The sequence below is a fragment of the Flavobacterium sp. 1355 genome (assembly GCF_017833415.1).
Taxonomy (GTDB): Bacteria; Bacteroidota; Bacteroidia; order Flavobacteriales; family Flavobacteriaceae; genus Flavobacterium.
Genome location: NZ_JAFICC010000007.1, coordinates 54,604 through 71,266 on the forward strand (window position 1 = coordinate 54,604; position 16,663 = coordinate 71,266).

Genomic DNA, 16,663 nt, shown 5'->3' on the forward strand with positions numbered 1-16,663 from the left:
GGTTATTTTTAGAACTCCAAATATAAACTAATTATTTTTGCTTTTTCAACAGGAAAACCTTTAATTTTTGCTAAATCCTCAATATTTTTAAAATCTCCATTCATACTTCGATAAGTAATGATTTGTTTTGCTAATGTGTATTTAAAATAAGGAAATTGAGCTAATTCTTTTAGTGAGATATCATTTATTGCAATTTTTTTAAAGTTTGGCAGCGTATAAATCTTAAAATGATTATTCAGTTCAAATAAGACTTCTGGCGAAAGTCCCCAAACTTCATTTAGCTGATCCATTGACACAAAACCTCCCAGAATTTCTTTTTGCCTCAATATGCGCAATGATATAGCTTCACCAACACCATAAATTTTAACCAGATCTTCCTGTGTTGCCTGATTTATATCTATCAGTACCGGTTTATCTTTTTTGGTAAATGTCTTTTCAGGGTATTTTTTATATTCTCTGCTACTATTATTATCTGCAAATTCTTTTTTATTCTTAATCCAGTCAGGAAATTTAAAAAGAGGGGAAATAACTTTTAATAATGAATCTGAAATTTTTGTAACCTGCTGGAATTCTTCTGGAGAGTTTACATATTTATTTTCTTTTCTAAAAGCCATTAATCTGTCTATTTCCTCTATTGACATTCCTAATTTATATCCTTTATAATCTGTGATAAAATTGGGATTGAATAAATAGACTTGTGGTTTGTTTTTATATTTTGCTTTTTTTAAAGAATTAATTTCAGTTTGCAGGGCAAGCCATTCTTGTTTTTCCGGGGAAAATTTGTCAGGAGAAGAAAAATTTACATAGTAATAAAGGATTTGGAGTATTATAATCAGGCCAAAAAGGAAAATGATTCCCTTACGCTGATGATTTGTAAACTTAAAATAGGATGTTATTGTTTTGAAGGTCATTTAATTTAATTGCTATTAATAAAGTCAAAAATAATATTAATTTTATAGGAAAATATTTATAAAATTTTATTTAACATTGTTCCTGTTTTTTTTCAAAAGAAATAGAAATCAATTATCGCAATTCGTGATTAAACAATATTTTTAGTACATATTATACAAACATTAAATATTTTATAACTTAAAATTATATAATTGTTTTTATTTTTTATAAAAAACGATACATTTGGAGCTTAATAACAACAAACCTATATTATATATGTCAATAATGAGAGTTAAACCAATATCGGCTTTTGAAGCTGATATGAAAAAAAGTGATTTAAAAAGGGTTTTAGGAAAGTGGAGCCTTACTGCAATTGGTGTTGGTGCCATTATAGGTGGAGGAATTTTTGTTCTTACCGGTACCGGAGCATATTACCATGCGGGTCCTGCCTTGGCGGTTTCCTTTATTATCGCAGGTATTGCCTGTGTTTTTGCAGCTCTCTGTTATTCTGAGTTTGCTTCTATTTTACCTGTTGAGGGCTCTGCTTACGCTTATGCTTATGGTACTATTGGAGAAATTTTTGCCTGGATAATTGGTTGGGGACTTATTCTTGAATATGCAATGGGATCCATGACAGTGGCTGTTTCCTGGTCGGGTTATTTTAATAAATTACTCAAAATGTTTCATATACATTTGCCTGACTGGCTTACAACTGATCCTGCTAGTTATTCTGGAGAAGGTTTTTCTATGAACCTACCTGCTTTTTTAATTGTTCTTTTGGTTATTTCTTTACTTATTAAAGGAACAAAAAGTGCAGCAAAAGCAAACAATTTTATCGTAGTCCTTAAAGTTTCTGCTGTAATATTTGTAATTATTGCTGGTCTTTTCTTTATTGATACTGCTAACTGGACTCCATTTATTCCAGAGGCGACTAAAATAGTTGAAAAAGAAACTACTCATAATGCTTACGGTATAGCTGGTATCGTATCTGGTGCTGCCGCTATTTTCTTTGCTTATGTTGGTTTTGATGCAGTTTCTACTCAAGCCGGAGAAGCTGTTAATCCTAAAAAAGATGTTCCGTTTGCCATTATTGCTTCATTGTTAATCTGTACTACATTATACATTCTTGTTTCTTTAGTGTTAACCGGAATGATGAACTATAAAGATTTTAATCCGCTTGGTAAATATCCTGATGCTATTAAGGCTCCTGTTGCTTATGCATTTGATATTGCCGGACAAGGATGGGCAGGATTAATTATTACTATTGCTGCTACTGTTGGTTTAGTTTCTGTACTAATGGTAATGATTATGGGCCAATCAAGAATTTTCCTTGGGATGTCTAAAGATGGATTAATTCCTGCTGTATTTTCTAAAGTAAATCCTCTTTCGGGAACTCCAAAAACGAATTTAATTATTTTGGGTGGTATTATTGCTACAGTTGCTGCTTTTACACCAATCAATAAATTAGCTGACATGACCAGTTTTGGAACTTTGTTCGCCTTTACAATGGTTTGTATTGCGGTTTGGATTTTAAGAGTAAAACAGCCTCATTTAACAAGAACATTTAAGGTTCCAGCATTGCCTGTTATTGCAGTTTTAGGTATTGCTATCAACACTTATTTAATGATTAATTTAAGCCACGATGCTCAATTACTGTCACTTGGATGGTTAGCAATTGGTATTTTGGTTTATTTTTGCTATAGTAAGAAAAGATCAAAGCTTAACAATATTGAATAAAAAATTGTGTTATTTCATAAAAAACTCCAAATGAAAATTTGGAGTTTTTTTTATAAATCAAAAACCGAAGTTCTTTTTGCTCTTATTAAATCTTTTAACCGGATCCAAAATGCCAGTGTCAAATAGACACCAAACCCCAGACCTACAGTCACAAAGGAAATGTAGATAAAAAACAATCTCACACTAGTTACCCGCATTCCCAGCTTATCAGCTAATCTGGAAGATACGTGAAAACCATATTTTTCGAAAAAGAATTTAAGTTTTATAATAGCTGACATGTTGATTTTAGATTTTAGATTTCCTATTTTACTCAAGATGACAAAAATACAAATTATCTAATTATCTACTTCTGCTATTTTTTTATTTCTAATTCATAGATGAGTAATCATTTTTGAGTAATTCCATTCCTATTGCGCATTTTAAACATCCTTTCAGATTACAGAATTCATTTTTAAGCTGTAATAAGGACTGGGTTTGAAATGCATTTTTAGATACAACTCCAAATGAATCGAATTTTTCTATTATCGAATTTTTCTCAGGAGTAACTTCTTTCATAAAAGCAATCAGATCTTCAAAAACTGATTCTCCCATTCTTTCTGAGTAAGCAAACTGAATCGGAATAATTGTATTTAAAATAATCAAATCTATAAATGCTTTTGATAATGCTTTTGCTTTTTTTGGGCTTTCTTTATCAAACTGATAATGGTTGCTCCAGTACAGACTTGCAGACACGTTTAATAATTCATAAACTTCTTTAACCGATTTTAACGTAATTATTTTGGAGAATAAATTCTGATGGCTGCTATATAAGGCTGCTAATTGTGAGAGTCTGATTGTGGGAAAATTATCAGGGCGATGTTTAAAAAACTGAAGCGGATTTATATACACTTTTTCTAACTGATATTTATTGAGCAGATAAAAATACCTGAATTTTAAATCGTTAAAATAAACATCTTGTTTATCGGCATCTAATAATCCTGAAGTTCCAAAAAGTAATGCTTCCAGATTTTCGATTTCAAAACTTTCCTTTCTTATAAAAGAGAATGGAATTGATCTTGCTATTTGCAGAAAAGTATTTCCATTTGTATTTAAGCCAAAGTTTTTCGCAAGCAAGCAAAATAAAACTGCTTCCCAATCCTGATTTGTTTCTTCGAGCAAATCATATACAAATTTTGATTTGCGCTCTAAGCGTTCAAAAAACAAACGTTCCTGCCAATTCCCAAAAACAAAACTGTCTATTCGGGAAATTTCCTTTTCGCATGAAATCCAGGACTTAGGGCTTACTAATGAATAATAGCTATTTATTGTTTCAGAAGAAATATAATCTTTCAAAACCAAAACAGGTATTTCAGTATTATCTTCTCTAAATATCTCTGTATCGTGCTCCCAAACGACGTGCAAAATCACATTTTCATAGGCAGGATCTTTTTCATGACCGTGCAGATACCAATCAGATGATTTTAAATGAATTTCGACATTCCCAGCCCATTTTTGATTTCCTATAATAATTTGTGCATTAAAGAAATCAGGACCCGAAAGTTCTAAATATTCACCGACTTTAATAATTGTGAGCGATTCATCCTGAGTAGTTTTCAGGTTCAACGTTTCAAACTTCCTGAACTTCCAGATATAATGAAGAAAATCTTCTTTCATTTTTAGGCCTTTATATATTAATTCATAAAAACTTAAAAATAAATAAAATAATATTAATCTTACAAAATATATCTGGAATTATTTCAACATATATAATTTTGCGCAGGCACGTGCATCAGAAAGTGCTTCATGATGGTTTAACTGAATATTCATTTCACGGCAGCAATCACTTAATTTAGTAGGTTTTAGCCCTCTTGCTTTATAAATTTTAACCGTGCATTCCCATTTAGGGGCAATATTTAAATCTTCGTATTGCAAGCCATGTAACGCCATTGATTTAATAAGAACATTGCGGTCAAAACTTTCATTATGTGCTACAATAACTTTATTTCTTAGTCTTTTCTCAATTTCTGGATAGACCTGCAAAAAAGATTTTGCATTTACAGTATCTCTGGGATAAATTCCGTGTACACGAATTGTAAAAGGATTGTATTCATTGTTGGGCGGTTTGATCAAACTCACAAACTCATCTACTATCATTCCGTTTTCTACAGTGACAATTCCAACTGAGCAGGGATGATAAGCTGTTGCAGTTTCGAAATCTATGGCAATAAAATTCATATTTTATGAGAAGCTAAAAAAATCCATAAACCTAACTTTTAATTAGATTTATGGATTAAAAGGTTTATTTAAACGTAATCTTATTTTATAGATCCAATAATATCATATTTAGTGATAATATGGTGATTACCATTTTCGAGCTCAATTAAAACAGCATCATTTTCTTTTGTAAATAATTTTGAAACTTCTTCTATCGGAGTTCCCATTTTAACAATAGGAAAAGGTTTTCCCATTACTTCCTTAATTGGTTTTTCGGCAACATTTTTATCTGCTACATAACTTCTAAACAAGTCTGTTTCATCAACAGAACCCACAAATCCATTAATATCTACCACAGGGATTTGCGAAATTTTATATTTACGCATTCGCTCAATTGCGTGCGAAACCAGTTCTTCTGTACGAACAACAATTAATTCTTTATCAATATGATCTTTTATAACATCTTCTGCTTTTGTGACGTTTTCTTCTAAAAATCCGCGTTCACGCATCCAGTCGTCATTAAACATTTTACCTACATAACGGCTTCCTGAATCGTGAAAAAGTACAACAACCACATCATCGGGTTTAAAGTGCTCTTTAAGCTGCAACAATCCTTTTATACAGGCCCCGGCAGAATTTCCCACAAAAATAGCCTCTTCCAATGCAATTTTTCTGGTGTAAACAGCTGCATCTTTATCTGTTACTTTTGTAAATCCGTCAATCAAAGAAAAATCAACATTTTTAGGCAAAATATCCTCTCCAATTCCTTCTGTGATATAAGAGTAAATTTCATTTTCATCAAAAATTCCCGTTTCATGGTATTTTTTAAAAACTGAACCGTATGTATCAATTCCCCAAATTTTGATGTTTGGATTTTTCTCCTTCAGGTATTTTCCAACTCCGGAAATTGTTCCTCCTGTTCCTACTCCAACTACAAAATGTGTGATTTTTCCATCTGTCTGTTTCCAGATTTCCGGTCCGGTCTGCTCATAATGTGCCAAAGAATTTGACATATTATCATATTGGTTTACATACCATGAATTTGGTGTTTCTTCGGCCAAACGTTTTGAAACTGAATAATATGATCTTGGATCTGTTGGTTCAACATCTGTTGGGCAAACCACTACCTTTGCGCCTACGGCACGAAGGATATCCATTTTTTCTTTTGATTGTTTATCAGAGATTACACAAATTAATTTGTACCCTCTTACAATTGCAACAAGTGCCAATCCCATTCCTGTATTTCCAGAAGTACCTTCAATGATAGTTCCTCCGGGTTTAAGGCGGCCATCTGCTTCTGCATCATCAATCATCTTTACGGCCATTCTGTCTTTTACAGAATTTCCCGGATTAAAAGTTTCGACTTTTGCTAATACCAGTGCATCAATTTCAGCAACAACTTTATTGAGCTTCACCAATGGCGTATTACCAATTGTTTCTAAAATATTTTTTGAAAAGTCCATTGTATTTAAATTTAATATTTGGTTTTTAAAACTGAAACAGTACCTAGACTATTGGAAGAAATTCCAAACTAAACCAAATCGGATAACAAAATCACGATACGGATTATTAGGAGCTGAGTAATAGTTGTTTCCTGAAAAAGCAGCATTAAAATGTTCTGCTTTTAAATAAAATCTTGTCTGGCGAATTCTTGCATTCACAAAAAAATCAAAGTTGGCATAGTTTCCGATTTTCTTCTCATTCTGAACAAAAAACTCTCCAATAACCGGGTTATAGTCATTACCATAATATTCTGTAAAATAGTTAAAAGTAATTCCCGTCTGTATATATAATGCTTTCTTAAAAAAGTATCCTGAATAATAAAAGGTATTTCTTGTAACGAAATCAGGAACATTTAAAATTAAATCTGACTGATCTACTTTCTGGTATAAAAGTGTGTTATCTAAGGCAAAACGTCCGAATCTAAATTCACGGCTTGCTTTTACAGATAAATAATTTATCACTTTCCCGTATTGTGCAGGATTTATAATCTGAGTAAGGGTATCTTTTTCTGCCGGATTAGAAACATCTGCAAAATAAAGATGATCTTTTAAAACAGTGTACTGAACCTCAGCATTTAACCATGGCGTAAAAACATTTGCGCTAAGGGTGTTTATTTTTTCATTCTTAAAATTATTATACCAGTTGTATTTTAAGAAGCTGCTTTGATATAGGTTATAGTTGTTATTTGGCAGCTTATTAATGTTTCTGTATCTAAAGTCGAATTTGATTTTATCATTTAAGTCATATCTCAATTTTGCGTCTAAATCTGACAGGGACTGGTTTGTAATTGATCTGGTATACAAAAAACGACCATTCCATTTATTTTTTTGATACTCGTACTGCCCTCCTACGTTGTTAATCTGCAGGAACAAATTATCAGGTATCCTAACGCCTTCGTCACCCAATATAATACGGTTGTATTTATAATTTGATCTGTAATCGTCAATAAAAAAATTAAATTTACCTAAAAGTATATTTTCGTAAGCAAGACCTGCTTTATTGTATAGTTTTTCAAAACGGGTCTGATCCTTAATGCCACTGGTAACATACGATTCTCCAAATCTCAGAATTGTAGTATTGTCAGCTATAGAAGTTACAGTTGGCTGATTGTATTCATAAAATTTATTTTCGTAGTTGAACTGGTGAGTTACGTACAAATTATTGCTTCCTTCTTTTGGATTTACTCTGAAACCATGATCAAAAAACAAACGTCTTCCTTTTAAAAAAGATTCAGCATCAGTTAAATATACTTGCAATCGCTGACGATTGGCAAAATTCTTGTCTCCGCTTTCGAAATCCTCAGGCGTTGTTATTCCTCCATTTTCTTCATTCAGGATATCCTGATAAGTATAATGTGCATTTAGAATATATCTTCTGTCAGTTGTAAAATAGCTGGTTGTCATCCTAAAATTCCCTGTACTGGTCAGCTGGTTTATATAATCACCTTCTGATCGTAAACCTCTGTATGCCAAAGAAAAATTAAGATTTTTTGAGGTATTTAATGTAATAAAAGAGTCTACATTCTGCCCTTTGTTAATTGTTGAATTGAAAAAGAGCTCTGTTAAGGGAGTTGCTACTGAATAATACTGAATCTGGTTTGCTTCTAAAAAATTAAAGTGTTTTCCCTTAAATCCAATTTCAGGATAAGGAGAATAATCAGTCAGGCTATATTGTAATGTATTATAGGTTTGTCCGATATTAGAGAAAGGCAGAAGTCCAAAATTGTCTTTTCTCAGGTAGTTTTGTCTGTAAGCACTTTTTATGGTCAAAGATGTATCAACATAGGTTGTGTCATGCTCCAGAGTAATGATCTGGTATTGATCTATAGTAGCAATTTTAGCTTTTTTCTTTTTTAAGGTATCGGTAATACTTGAATATTTTGTATTCATATCCAAATTGTTTTTAGACGTATTTTTTTCCTGAGAAAATAATAATGTTGGTACGACTAATAGATATAGAAAAAAGAATATTCTCATTTGATAGCTTTATATATAGTTATTCGGCAAAAATTTGTTGAGCAAAGGTAAAAGATAAAAACGTATAAATAAAAAAACACTACAATTTATACTATTGTAATAGTAAATAGTATGAAACGAAGGTTTTTACAGAAAATTTTATAATATTTGCTTTTTTAAATTCAAGAAGAATGCTCCAGTTAAATTTTTCCGGATATCATTTAGAAACGGGTACTGATGAAGCCGGACGTGGTTGTTTAGCAGGTCCTGTTACGGCTGCGGCAGTAATTTTGCCTCCTGATTTTAATAATGAAATATTAAATGACAGTAAACAATTGTCTGAAAAAATAAGGGAGGAGCTAAAACCTATTATAGAACAGCATGCTGTCTGTTTTTCTGTGACGCACTTGCATGCAGAAGAAATTGACGAAATCAATATTCTCAACGCTTCTATGAAGGGAATGCAGGAATGCATCTTAAAATTACATCACAAACCCGAATTTATTATCGTGGACGGTAATCGTGCCCTGAATGCAAAACTGGGAATGAAAAATTCTTTTGGAAAACAATTTTCTATAACTGAAATAGAATTATTAAAATCAATTCCCAACCAAAGTATCATAAAAGGGGATTCGAAATTTTTAAGTATTGCCGCAGCTTCTGTTCTGGCAAAAACATATCGTGATGAATATATGGACCGTATTCATGAAGAATTCCCGATGTATAACTGGAAACAAAATAAAGGGTATCCAACGAGGGAACACCGCGAAGCGATTAGAGAATTTGGAACTACAAAATATCACCGAATGAGTTTTAGGCTCTTGCCTGAGCAACTGGAACTTGATTTCTGCCAATAAAAAAAGACTTATCCAACGATAAGTCTTTTTTGTACTTATACAGAACGAAATTGAATTTATATCCAAAATCAGGTGAGAAACCAATTTGACTTATTACTTCCTGCTTTTTAAGAATTCTGCAAATTGTTTCGTATCAAAATAAAATGGACGAATGGCAGTAATCTTTCCGTTTTTTAAATCAAAATGTTCAGAAATTGGCATCAAAAGGTTTTTGCCTGATTTTTTTGCCTTGCAGTTTATGGTAAAATATATAATTACTTCATTTTTGGTAGCATCGCTAAAATAAACAGGCTCTTTTTCTATTTGCAGTTCAAAAAACTCCGCCGATTTTGCATACATTTTTGTCCATTCATTAAACCCCACATAAGTTCCGCCGTAAGGCAATCCTTCCGCCTGGTTATAAATCGCCCCATCCTCAATCAAAGTTGCCATTTTTGTAAAATCTCTGGTTTTAAACAGGCATTCAAAATATTGTGCAACTACTTTAAAATTATCAGCTTCAAGATTTTTCAAAGTATCCACTTCCGGCTGTACAACTTCAGAATTCCAAAAACCTATAATTTTTGCCACCTGCCCTTTACCATTTAATCTGGCAAAATCGCGGCCTGTCATAATCAGTTTATTGTTTGCATCAAAAATTTTCCAGTCCCAGCTTACATAATTATCTTTAACGACTTTTGGACCTGAAGTAAGTACAGCATTCGGATTTTTTTTGTAAAACTCATTTATAACATTATTAAATGCTGATGATCCTTTTATTGACGCAGAAGGATCTTCGAAGGTACTGTCTTCTAACCAAATTGTTTTTATCAGTTTTAATCTTGTGTCACTATTACGTTCCTGCCATACTTTTTCATAAACCGAAATCGGATATAATTTATCCTTCTTTTGAGCCACAAGATTATTAAGCACAAAAAGGAAGCAGATAAAGTAGATTTTTTTCATAAGCTGCTAAATTAGATTTAGTTAAGATTTTTATTAAAGTATAAAACCAAATTTACCATAAAAACATTAGAAAATAACAGCTTTTTTATAATTTGTGGTTCAATTGAAAATCTTAGCATTTTAAGAAACATCTTTATCTCCGGATTGAATAAAAACAATAAGATCTTAACTTATATTATTTATTTTTTTCAAAGCAAACTTAGGGGCTATTCTGGAAATCAGATACAACAGTTTTACTTTAGCAATTCTTATCTCTGTCTTACCATCGGCATTTTTTTTTAGCATTTCAGAAACAGCTCTTTCCGGTGTTATTGCGATCTTGGGAGGATTGCCTTTATGCCATGGAGTATCGACTGCAGGAAACATCACTTCAATTATTTGAATTTCTTCATTTTTAAGCTGATCGCGCAGAACTTGTGTAAAGGAGTGCAAGCCCGATTTTGTTGCATTATAAAATGTATAAATTGTTCTCGGTACGTAAATTAATCCTGTCGTAATATTTATAATCTTAGAATTACAGCTTTTAATTAATATCGGATATAATAGTTTTATCAAACGGATTGGTGCAATTAAATTTGTCTCTATCTCATCATTCATTTTTTCCAGGATCATTTCATCTTCAGTAAAATGAGTATTGCTTACAATTGCAGCATTATTGATTAGAACATTCGTTTCTGGATAATTTTTTCTTATCCATTCTACAAAAGAAACACATTCGGGCTCTTGCGAAATATCGCATTGATAAATAATCAAATCCGGCAGTAATTTTTTTGCCAAAGCGAGCTTATCTAAAGAACGCGAACAGGCTATGACTTTGTTTTTTGTTTCGATCAGCTGTTTGCACATTTCCAGTCCAATACCAGAGCTTCCTCCTGTAACAACAACAGTACTATTTGAAATTTCCATAACTTTTAATTTTAAATTATGTTTCAAAAATAATAGCTGTACGATGGCCATACATTGACCTATGTTAAGTTTTATATTTTCTTCGCAACCGGCTAAGCGACTCTGGCTGAATTCCTAAATATGAAGCCACGATTTGCTGTGAAATTCGATTTTCTAAATTTGGAAATTCGGTAATAAATAAATTGTATCTTTTTTCAGCATCCAAAAGAAGCAATTCTCTTTCTCTCTTTTCTTTTATGCAAAAAGCTTTTTCAAGGATTTTGAGCAAAAAAATATTCCAAAAAGGATTCTTTTCCTTTACTTCCAACCAGCATTGATAATCAATTTCTAAAATTTCAGCTTCTTCCAGAGCTTCAATAGAAAAATAAGAAGTACTATTATGAATCATAGCTGAGTAAGAACTGATAAAATTATTTTCAGTAATAATACTTTTAGTAAATTCATTGCCATTTTCATGAACATAAACATATCTAAATAACCCTTTGACAACAAAAGCCATCTTTCGGGGTATGTGTCCTGCAGTAATAAAACAGCTTCCTTTGTTGATTTTTTTATGTGACGAAATATCAAGCAATTCCTCGAGTTCCTTTTCTGGAAGGGCCAAACACTTTAAGATTGATTTTCGATCTGTAAATTCCATCTATCGTATAAATATCAAGTAGTAATATTCTTTTTTAATTACGAATAAAAATACACTTTTTGACCTTTACATCAATAACAAAGATTCAGCTTTCGTAAACTGCGGCAAAAGCGATCTGAATCTGATTTTTCCATTCTTCTATATTTTCATCAGAAGCACGATCTGCTTTATCAAAATAATAATGAGCCTGGATGTCTAAGCCACAATAAGTAAAAATACCGGTATCAGAAGTCAGTGCCAAAGCCTTATCCATTCCCGATGCTTCATATTCTGCATTTGATTTTCCGTGAGAATTTACAATTATAGTCTTTTTGCCGGTCAACAATCCTTTTTGAACTCCACTATCATAACGGTAAGCAAATCCGTAGCTAAAAACCCTGTCGATATATCCTTTCATTATGGCAGGCATTCCGGTCCACCAAATCGGATAGACAAAAATTATTCGGTCTGCCCAGGTAATAAAATCCTGTTCTGTCTGTATTTCCGGCGCCACCTTTCCCATTCGTTGCCCATTCATATCATTCAAAGAGAGAACAGGGTTAAAATTAATTTCGTACAAATCACGAACTTCAATTTCTTCTCCGGACTCCTGAAGGGTTTCCAGAATAGTTTGTTTGAAAAAATGATTTAAACTACCTGAATTTGGATGTGCATAAATGATTAAATTTTTCATGTTTTAAGTTTTAAAGATTAACATGACAAATGTAAAATGCCAGTCTCGGGCAAAATTGTAAGAAAACGAAATCTGTGATTCTCTAAAACAAAAATTCCTGACCAAATGATCAGGAATTTTTTGAAAATTTTAGTTTGAATTAAAAAGCAGTTGCTATTGTTACTGATTTCCATTTTTCTAAATCAGCTTCAACTTCCTTAATTTTTACATTTGCCATATTATAGGCATCTTCTCCTAAGAATAAATGCAATGGTGGATTTTTTTCATTGCTGATTTGAATTAAGGCATCAACAGCTTTTTCCGGATCTCCGGGCTGATTACCGTTAATTTCATTCTGATGCGCTATTACTGACTGACGCGCTTCTTCATAATCTGCAATCGGATTTTTTGGCAATCCCATAGAATCTCCTGTTAAAAAACTGGTTCTGAAATAACCCGGATAAACCAAAGTTACATTGACATCAAATGCTTTTGCTTCTGCCCTTAAACCTTCTGTAAGACCTGCTACAGCAAATTTAGTTGAACAATAAATTCCCCAGCCCGGAAAACCGCCGTGATATCCTCCAATAGAAGAAATATTAAAAAAATGACCTGATTTATTGGCTCTAAACTCTGGCATTGTGTTACGAATGACATTTAATAAACCAAACACATTTATATCAAAATTGCGTCTTGACTCTTCATCAGAAAGTTCTTCAAGTGTGCCCACCTGTCCATAACCGGCATTGTTTACTACAACGTCAATTGTTTTAAAATGGTTAATTGTTTTGGCAACCGCATCCTTAACACTGCTTTCGGTTACAAGATCTACTTCTAACGGCAAAAATTGATCTGATGTTACGCCAACTTCTTTAGTCAGTGCATTTATGTCTCTTGATGTTGCCGCAACTCTGTAACCATTTGCTAATAATTTCTGAACCAGGATTAACCCCAGACCTTTTGAAGCTCCTGTTACAAACCATACTTTTTTAGTTTCCATAATTTATTATTGTTTTAATTACAAGGCAAAATTAGGTCAGAAGTAAAGGCCCGTGATAACGAAATTCAAACGTTTAATTACAAAATTCAAACAGTTCTGAATTGTCTCGGAGTAAGCTGAATATTTTTTTTGAAAAAATTATTAAAGTGTGTTGGCTCTTCAAATCCCAAACTATAAGCAATTTCAGAGATATTCCAGTCGGTATGTTTTAGAAGTATTTTGGCTTCCTGCAAAAGACGTTCTGCAATTACTTCTGAAGTTGTTTTTTGAGTAGTTTCTTTTAAAGCCCTGTTTAAATGATTGACATGAATGGTTAATTGATTGGCAAAATCTGCTGCCGAACGCAAGGTAAAACGCTGTCTTGAATTCTCTATCGGAAATTGTCTTTCCAGTAATTCCAGGAACAAGGAGGAAATTCTGCTCGAAGCATTTGAATGCTGATTTACAGAAAGATTTGCGGGCTGCATTTTCATTGCACTATGAATTAATTCAAAAACCAGGTTACGCAAAACATCATATTTATAGGCATAATCAGAGTTAATTTCTTCTATCATCTGTTTGTAAATCAGCTTTATTTTTTCTGTTTGCTCTTTATTTACAGCAAAGATAAAATTTCCGTTTGGCTTAAAAACCGGGTATTCTTTTAAATTCCCAAACTGATGAAAAAATGCCTCGGTAAACACACAGAAAAAACCGGTCTGATGTTCTTCCAGCTGTTCCCAGTTATACGGAATTTGAGGATTTGCAAAGAGTAAAGCCTGCTCTTCGATCTCAACAATTTTGTCAGCGTAGTGTACTCTGTTTTTACCGATAATCAAACTGATCTTAAAATAATCTTTACGGCTGTACGGAATAGGTTTTGCATTGCAGCCCACAAAATCATCCAGCTTAAATATATTAAAATGACCGATTTCTTTTTTAAGATTATCGGGCATAAAATTGAGCTTGGAACGGTAAAAATCTTCTATAGTTTCTGTTTTCTCCATGTCACAAAGTTACAAAATTCAAACAAACTCTATTTATTTAGCGCTGCAAATTTCTTGTTGAAATTTGAGGAATTTGGTTGGGGACAAATTCATATAATATTTAAAATCATGAATAAGCTGACTCTGGTCATAATACCCACATTCTTCTACAATTTGCAGCCAGTCTGTTTTTTGTTTTTTCTGAATATTTTGCTGAATCTGTTCAATCACTTTTAAAAAACGCTCATATCTGGTAACTTCTTTTATAGTGTAACCAAAAAACTTTTTTTGATTGAGCTGAATATTTCGTTCAGTCTGGTTGGTTTGTGAGGCAATGGCCTTGATGGGGTTCAGAGACTCATTTTTAAAATCGGCCAAAAGTGTGGTAATTGCATTTTGTTCCCTCAAATAGGGCCTGCAAAAGTCTAATATAACAGATACGCGTTGTCTGGCATCCGGGATCATTTTTAATTCTTCCCACAATGCATGAAAACAATTTTCGGCTATTAAAGCATCAGGATGAACGGGCAGTGAATGTATCAAAAGGGCATTCCCAAAAAAGCGATAGAAGGCATCTTCTTTAAAATTTGCCACAAGAATTTCTGAACCGGGTTCTAACGTATAATCAAAAGCTTGTTTTATCGGTCCTAAAACAAGACATTTTTCTGCTTCAAGAACAGTATTGTTTTGTGATTTTAAATAGGCTTTTGCTCCAAAAGTAAAAATCAAAATCGTCTGAAAGCTTGGCAATAAAGTTTTTGTAATTGCAAGATCTGTTTTATTTTCGGCAAAATAGAAATGCGAAAAAACAGATTCAAATTCTGAAGGAACAGCAATTCTGTAATTGTTATTTTCTTCAGAATTTTTCATTCTATTTCTATTTATAATGCATTATTTCGAAACAAATTCTGTTTCAAACAATTCAGTCAGATGTTTTAAGATTTTAGACTTTACTTCTTCTTCATCTACTTTTTCTACACCAAGTTCTACGTTTAAGGAAGTAACTCCTTTTCCACGAATTCCGCACGGAATAATATTATCAAAGTAGCCTAAATCTACATTTACATTTAGCGCAAATCCGTGCATGGTTACCCAGCGTGAAGCACGCACACCTAGTGCACAAATCTTTCGGGCAAACGGAGTTCCGACATCCAGCCAAACGCCTGTTTCGCCTTCGCTGCGCCCACATTTCAAGCCATATTCTGCCAAAGTCAGGATAATAGACTCTTCCAGAAAACGCAGGTATTTATGAATATCGGTAAAGAAATTTTCTAAGTCCAAAATCGGATAACCAACAATCTGACCGGGTCCGTGATACGTAATATCTCCGCCACGATTGATTTTATAAAAGGTTGCTCCTTTAGCTTCCAATTGTTTTTCGTTTAAAAGAAGATTCTCTAAATCACCGCTTTTTCCCAAAGTATACACATGTGGATGTTCTACAAAAAGCAAGTAATTTGGCGTTGGCAGATCAAGTTCTTCTCTTCTGTTTTTTATTTTTAAATCGACAATGTCTTTAAAAAGTTCTTCCTGATATTCCCAGGTCGATTTATAATCTTTACTTCCTAAATCTTGAAGTTGAATTGTTTTATTCATTTTAATTATTTTTCAAACTCCACATCAAAGTTAAGTTTGTCAGGATTCTCCATATAATCCGTAAAAGGGTATTGAATTGTAACTGTTTTTCTATCCTCGCTAAATAAAGCATTTGGATTAGAAACTTTTTTTATTTTTTTTGGAAAATGATATTTTATAACATAATTTGACGATGCAAAAATCATTTTAGACATATCCGGCGCAGTGTCTTTGGCTTTTTCTGCCAGTTTTTGCTGGTCGATTACTGCCGTACGTGCAAATTTCTTTCCGTTATATGTATAACTCAGTTTACTGTTATTGTTGCCAAAATTACTTCCGAAAGGATTACTTTTACCGCCACTTTCTAATTTTTGAAAAGTGCTCAGGGTTTGTAATATATCCTGTAATTCGTTTACATTTTTAAAATCTGTAGAAAGGTTCATTACAAACTCTTTTTTTTCAGCACTCATTTTGGTGTGAACTACGAAGTTTTCTATCTTTTTGAGCTCTTTTTGAGATTCAGGAGAAAGCTTTGCAATACTATCCTTTTTCTCTTCAAATAATTGCTTGAAAGTAAAAGTCGAATCCATATCCTTTTTGGCAGCAGCTCCCATTTGATCTCCTATCTGGTCGCCGGCCATTGCCATTAAAGAAGAACCATCCATGTCTACAGAAAATTTTCCGGTGCCATTATCGTTGATATAAATGTTTTCTGTGAAAGTGCAGCTTGTAAGCGCTGCCAATAAAAAAGAAAAACTAAGTAATTTATATAATTTTATCATGGTTTTATTTTTTATCAAAGATACGAAGAGTATTTTATTTTTAAGACTTTGAGTTTTTATTG

At 32.7% G+C, this 16,663-nt stretch carries 17 protein-coding genes; 2 read left to right on the plus strand and 15 right to left on the minus strand.

All coding sequences use genetic code 11. The features are described from left to right. Positions 1-8: 8 nt before the first annotated feature. Positions 9-911 (minus strand): ComEA family DNA-binding protein, encoded by a 903-nt coding sequence (locus JOD96_RS10255; RefSeq protein WP_209564178.1) that lies wholly within the window; start codon positions 909-911, stop codon positions 9-11. 256 nt (positions 912-1,167) lie between these two features. Here JOD96_RS10255 and JOD96_RS10260 point away from each other — a divergent pair, with 256 nt between their 5' ends. Then, entirely contained in the window at positions 1,168-2,628 is a 1,461-nt protein-coding gene (locus JOD96_RS10260) for an APC family permease (protein WP_209564179.1), read from the plus strand. 50 nt (positions 2,629-2,678) lie between these two features. Here the strand turns inward: JOD96_RS10260 and JOD96_RS10265 are convergent, their stop codons facing one another. The 5 genes from JOD96_RS10265 to JOD96_RS10285 all read right to left on the minus strand — a co-directional run bounded on the left by JOD96_RS10265 (position 2,679) and on the right by JOD96_RS10285 (position 8,300). Then, positions 2,679-2,906: a PspC family transcriptional regulator gene (locus JOD96_RS10265; RefSeq protein WP_035659873.1), complete on the minus strand. Its 228-nt coding sequence runs from the start codon at positions 2,904-2,906 to the stop codon at positions 2,679-2,681. Between the two features lie 88 nt (positions 2,907-2,994). Continuing rightward, complete coding sequence (locus tag JOD96_RS10270; protein ID WP_209564180.1) at positions 2,995-4,281, minus strand: DUF2851 family protein; 1,287 nt, start codon at positions 4,279-4,281, stop codon at positions 2,995-2,997. 78 nt (positions 4,282-4,359) lie between these two features. Next, positions 4,360-4,842, minus strand: a complete 483-nt coding sequence (locus JOD96_RS10275) for a 3'-5' exonuclease (protein ID WP_209564181.1) — start codon at positions 4,840-4,842, stop codon at positions 4,360-4,362. An 80-nt stretch (positions 4,843-4,922) separates the two neighbouring features. Further along, positions 4,923-6,284 carry a pyridoxal-phosphate dependent enzyme gene (locus JOD96_RS10280; protein WP_209564182.1) on the minus strand — a complete coding sequence of 454 codons (1,362 nt, stop codon included), beginning with the start codon at positions 6,282-6,284 and terminating at the stop codon, positions 4,923-4,925. Positions 6,285-6,332: 48 nt separating this feature from the next. Continuing rightward, positions 6,333-8,300, minus strand: coding sequence for a putative porin (locus tag JOD96_RS10285; RefSeq protein ID WP_209564183.1), 1,968 nt, complete (start codon positions 8,298-8,300; stop codon positions 6,333-6,335). A 170-nt stretch (positions 8,301-8,470) separates the two neighbouring features. Here JOD96_RS10285 and JOD96_RS10290 point away from each other — a divergent pair, with 170 nt between their 5' ends. Then, the gene (locus tag JOD96_RS10290) at positions 8,471-9,136 is read left to right on the plus strand and encodes a ribonuclease HII (protein ID WP_209564184.1); all 666 of its coding nucleotides are present in this window, start codon (positions 8,471-8,473) and stop codon (positions 9,134-9,136) included. A gap of 93 nt (positions 9,137-9,229) precedes the next feature. On the opposite strand, the gene JOD96_RS10295 is transcribed toward JOD96_RS10290, so the two are convergent. The 9 genes from JOD96_RS10295 to JOD96_RS10335 form a co-directional block, all read right to left on the minus strand. Next, positions 9,230-10,081, minus strand: coding sequence for a nuclear transport factor 2 family protein (locus JOD96_RS10295; protein ID WP_209564185.1), 852 nt, complete (start codon positions 10,079-10,081; stop codon positions 9,230-9,232). A 165-nt stretch (positions 10,082-10,246) separates the two neighbouring features. Beyond that, positions 10,247-10,987 carry an SDR family oxidoreductase gene (locus tag JOD96_RS10300; protein ID WP_209564186.1) on the minus strand — a complete coding sequence of 247 codons (741 nt, stop codon included), beginning with the start codon at positions 10,985-10,987 and terminating at the stop codon, positions 10,247-10,249. A 64-nt stretch (positions 10,988-11,051) separates the two neighbouring features. Continuing rightward, a complete protein-coding gene (locus tag JOD96_RS10305; protein ID WP_209564187.1) occupies positions 11,052-11,627 on the minus strand; it encodes a Crp/Fnr family transcriptional regulator in 576 nt (191 codons plus the stop codon). Positions 11,628-11,712: 85 nt separating this feature from the next. Then, the gene (locus JOD96_RS10310; protein WP_209564188.1) at positions 11,713-12,300 is read right to left on the minus strand and encodes an NAD(P)H-dependent oxidoreductase; all 588 of its coding nucleotides are present in this window, start codon (positions 12,298-12,300) and stop codon (positions 11,713-11,715) included. Positions 12,301-12,439: 139 nt separating this feature from the next. Next, a complete protein-coding gene (locus tag JOD96_RS10315) occupies positions 12,440-13,279 on the minus strand; it encodes an SDR family NAD(P)-dependent oxidoreductase (protein WP_209564189.1) in 840 nt (279 codons plus the stop codon). An 86-nt stretch (positions 13,280-13,365) separates the two neighbouring features. Continuing rightward, positions 13,366-14,265, minus strand: coding sequence for a helix-turn-helix domain-containing protein (locus JOD96_RS10320; protein ID WP_209564190.1), 900 nt, complete (start codon positions 14,263-14,265; stop codon positions 13,366-13,368). 33 nt (positions 14,266-14,298) lie between these two features. Then, the gene (locus tag JOD96_RS10325) at positions 14,299-15,114 is read right to left on the minus strand and encodes an AraC family transcriptional regulator (RefSeq protein WP_209564191.1); all 816 of its coding nucleotides are present in this window, start codon (positions 15,112-15,114) and stop codon (positions 14,299-14,301) included. Positions 15,115-15,135: 21 nt separating this feature from the next. Continuing rightward, a complete protein-coding gene (gene lipB, locus JOD96_RS10330; RefSeq protein WP_209564192.1) occupies positions 15,136-15,840 on the minus strand; it encodes a lipoyl(octanoyl) transferase LipB in 705 nt (234 codons plus the stop codon). 5 nt (positions 15,841-15,845) lie between these two features. Next, complete coding sequence (locus tag JOD96_RS10335) at positions 15,846-16,601, minus strand: hypothetical protein (protein ID WP_245188387.1); 756 nt, start codon at positions 16,599-16,601, stop codon at positions 15,846-15,848. Between the last annotated feature and the right edge of the window lie 62 nt (positions 16,602-16,663).

Bases quoted from the DNA above. Each gene is read 5' to 3' on its own strand.
- JOD96_RS10255 (WP_209564178.1), bottom strand. From the start codon at position 911: ATGACCTTCAAAACAATAACATCCTATTTTAAGTTTACAAATCATCAG.
- JOD96_RS10275 (WP_209564181.1), bottom strand. From the start codon at position 4,842: ATGAATTTTATTGCCATAGATTTCGAAACTGCAACAGCTTATCATCCC.
- JOD96_RS10290 (WP_209564184.1), top strand. From the start codon at position 8,471: ATGCTCCAGTTAAATTTTTCCGGATATCATTTAGAAACGGGTACTGAT.
- JOD96_RS10305 (WP_209564187.1), bottom strand. From the start codon at position 11,627: ATGGAATTTACAGATCGAAAATCAATCTTAAAGTGTTTGGCCCTTCCA.
- JOD96_RS10295 (WP_209564185.1), bottom strand. From the start codon at position 10,081: ATGAAAAAAATCTACTTTATCTGCTTCCTTTTTGTGCTTAATAATCTT.
- JOD96_RS10285 (WP_209564183.1), bottom strand. From the start codon at position 8,300: ATGAGAATATTCTTTTTTCTATATCTATTAGTCGTACCAACATTATTA.
- JOD96_RS10300 (WP_209564186.1), bottom strand. From the start codon at position 10,987: ATGGAAATTTCAAATAGTACTGTTGTTGTTACAGGAGGAAGCTCTGGT.
- JOD96_RS10315 (WP_209564189.1), bottom strand. From the start codon at position 13,279: ATGGAAACTAAAAAAGTATGGTTTGTAACAGGAGCTTCAAAAGGTCTG.
- JOD96_RS10325 (WP_209564191.1), bottom strand. From the start codon at position 15,114: ATGAAAAATTCTGAAGAAAATAACAATTACAGAATTGCTGTTCCTTCA.
- JOD96_RS10320 (WP_209564190.1), bottom strand. From the start codon at position 14,265: ATGGAGAAAACAGAAACTATAGAAGATTTTTACCGTTCCAAGCTCAAT.
- lipB (WP_209564192.1), bottom strand. From the start codon at position 15,840: ATGAATAAAACAATTCAACTTCAAGATTTAGGAAGTAAAGATTATAAA.
- JOD96_RS10265 (WP_035659873.1), bottom strand. From the start codon at position 2,906: ATGTCAGCTATTATAAAACTTAAATTCTTTTTCGAAAAATATGGTTTT.
- JOD96_RS10280 (WP_209564182.1), bottom strand. From the start codon at position 6,284: ATGGACTTTTCAAAAAATATTTTAGAAACAATTGGTAATACGCCATTG.
- JOD96_RS10270 (WP_209564180.1), bottom strand. From the start codon at position 4,281: ATGAAAGAAGATTTTCTTCATTATATCTGGAAGTTCAGGAAGTTTGAA.
- JOD96_RS10335 (WP_245188387.1), bottom strand. From the start codon at position 16,601: ATGATAAAATTATATAAATTACTTAGTTTTTCTTTTTTATTGGCAGCG.
- JOD96_RS10260 (WP_209564179.1), top strand. From the start codon at position 1,168: ATGTCAATAATGAGAGTTAAACCAATATCGGCTTTTGAAGCTGATATG.
- JOD96_RS10310 (WP_209564188.1), bottom strand. From the start codon at position 12,300: ATGAAAAATTTAATCATTTATGCACATCCAAATTCAGGTAGTTTAAAT.